We start from the raw sequence: 2,259 nt of genomic DNA on the forward strand, positions 1-2,259 counted from the left end.
ACCTCAAGCGCGCCCATGACAAGATCGCCGCGTTCAAGGAAAACGTCGTTGCCTATTGGGGTGGCGGCGCCGAAAGCCAGAGCGTGCTGCTCAATGGCGAGGCCTCGATGGCGATCGTCTGGTCGACGCGCGCTTCGCTGATCGAGCAGGATTCGGGCGGCAAGATCAAGTTCATCTGGGATCAGGGACTGATCTCGCCCGGTGCGCTGGCCGTGCTCAAGAACAACCCCGGCGGCAAGGACGCTGCGATGAAGTTCATCGCCAGTGCCCAGGACCCTGAAAAGCAGCTGGTCATGTTCGACAAGCTCGGCCAAGGTCCTGCAAACCCGGCGGCAGACGCGCTGATCACGGCCGACAAGAAGCGCATCAACCCGGTCGATCCCGAGAACATGAAGAAGCAGATCGCGCTCGACATGGACTGGTACGCCAAAAATTACGGGCCGGCGCTCGACGAATACACCAAGATCATCTCGGCCTGATCAGGGCCGGGATAATCGGGTGGACATGAGATCCTATCTCTCCGACAGGATGGGCGCGGCGCTGTTGATGGCGCCGCTGCTCCTGTTTCTTGTCCTGGCCTATGCCTGGCCGTTCCTCGGCGTCGTCAAATGGAGTTTTACGCTGCCGACGCCCGGCCTCGGCCAATATGAGGCGCTGCTCACCGACGATCTGGTGCAGTCGGTGTTCATCCGCACGCTGCGCATCGCGGCGGTCGTCACCGTGGTCTCGGTGGCCGCTGCCTACGCCATCACCGTCGTCTGGGTGCGTGGAACCCCGGCACAGCGCCTGATCGCCGAGTTCTGCATTCTCGTTCCCTTCTGGATTTCCGTGCTGACCCGTGCCTTCGGCTGGGTGGCGCTGCTCTCCAATCGCGGCCTGATCAACACGTGGCTGCAGGCGATCGGCTTCATCTCCGAACCGCTGGCGTTGGTGCGCAACGAATTCGGCGTCATCGTCGGCATGACGCACTTCCTCATTCCTTTCGCCGTTTTTCCGCTGGCATCGGCCATGCGCAGCCTCGACGACCGCGTGCTCCTGGCGGCGCGCGGGCTCGGCTCCAGCCGCATGCGCACCTTCTGGACGGTGTTCGTGCCGATGACGCGCTCCGGCATCATAGGCGCGGCGATGATCGTTTTCGTCTTCTCGCTCGGCTTCTTCGTCACGCCAGCGATCCTTGGCGGCGGCCGCAGCGTCATGATTGCCGAGCTGATCTATCTCAGGATATTCCAGAGCCCGGACTGGGGCTTGGGTGCAGCGATCAGCGTCGTGCTGGTGCTGTTCGTCGGCGCGCTGATGGCGCTCTTGTTCCGATATGTCAGACCGAAGCAGTTGATCTGATGCCGACCTACCGCCCCGGTCCCGTCTCGCTGATCATCGCCGCCTTCGTGGCGCTGTTCCTGCTGATGCCGCTGCTCGCCGTCATCCCGGTGTCGCTGACGCCGAGCCGCATGCTGGCCATGCCGTCGGGCGAACTGTCGCTGCGCCATTACCGGGCGCTGATCGAAGACCCGCGCTGGCTCCAATCGATTCTGCTCTCGATCCGCATCGGTGTCGTCAGCAGCGCCTTTTCAACTGTGCTGGCGCTGTGCTTCAGCCTTGGCGTCTGGATGTTCCAGCCGCGCTTCACCGCGGCCCTGGTCGGCTTCGTGCTACTGCCGATGGTGGTGCCGCCGGTGGTCTCGGCGATCACGCTCTACTTCTTGCTCACCTCGATCTCGGGTTTCAGCGCGTTCTTCGGCTACGACACCTGGCTTGGCGTCGCCATGGCCCATTCGGTGATGACCGTGCCCTTCGCCACGGTGCTGATGCTGGTCTCTCTCAGCCAGCTCGACCGCCGCATCGACCTTGCCGCGCGGGGCTTAGGGGCCACTGTGTGGGAGCGCGCCACCCGCGTCATCATGCCCAACATCAAGTTCGGCATCGTCACCGCCGCACTTCTCTCCTTCGTGCTGTCCTGGGAAGAAATCGGCGTCACCCTGTTCATCACCTCTGTCAACGCCATCACGCTGCCGCGGCTCATGTGGATGGGCTTGCGCGACAACATCGACCCGGCGATCGCGGCATTGTCGGTGATCCTGATCATCATCACCGTGCTGGTGCTGGCGGTGCGCAGTTTCGTGGCCAGGCAGCGCGGAGCCTAGACAAACCGCACCGAGACGCGGCCAAACCTGCCTAGATCGCCGATGACTTCGTCGCCTGCCTCGACGCTTATCGGTGTCACGCAGGTGCCGGTAATCACCACCTGTCCCGGCTGAAGCG

At 63.3% G+C, this 2,259-nt stretch carries 3 protein-coding genes; all 3 read left to right on the forward strand.

Going from position 1 to position 2,259, the window contains the following annotated elements; translation table 11 throughout:
* Positions 1 to 479, forward strand: a 479-nt coding sequence (locus tag EN969_RS27550) for an extracellular solute-binding protein (RefSeq protein WP_127419564.1), incomplete at its 5' end; no start/stop codon positions are given.
* A gap of 25 nt (positions 480 to 504) precedes the next feature.
* Positions 505 to 1,338 carry an ABC transporter permease gene (locus tag EN969_RS27555; protein WP_013532644.1) on the forward strand — a complete coding sequence of 278 codons (834 nt, stop codon included), beginning with the start codon at positions 505 to 507 and terminating at the stop codon, positions 1,336 to 1,338.
* Positions 1,338 to 2,141, forward strand: coding sequence for an ABC transporter permease (locus EN969_RS27560; RefSeq protein ID WP_013532643.1), 804 nt, complete (start codon positions 1,338 to 1,340; stop codon positions 2,139 to 2,141). The genes EN969_RS27555 and EN969_RS27560 overlap by 1 nt, the downstream gene beginning before the upstream one ends.
* Positions 2,142 to 2,259: the final 118 nt, after the last annotated feature.

This window comes from Mesorhizobium sp. M7A.F.Ca.CA.003.01.2.1 (assembly GCF_003998945.1).
Classification (GTDB): Bacteria; Pseudomonadota; Alphaproteobacteria; order Rhizobiales; family Rhizobiaceae; genus Mesorhizobium; species Mesorhizobium ciceri.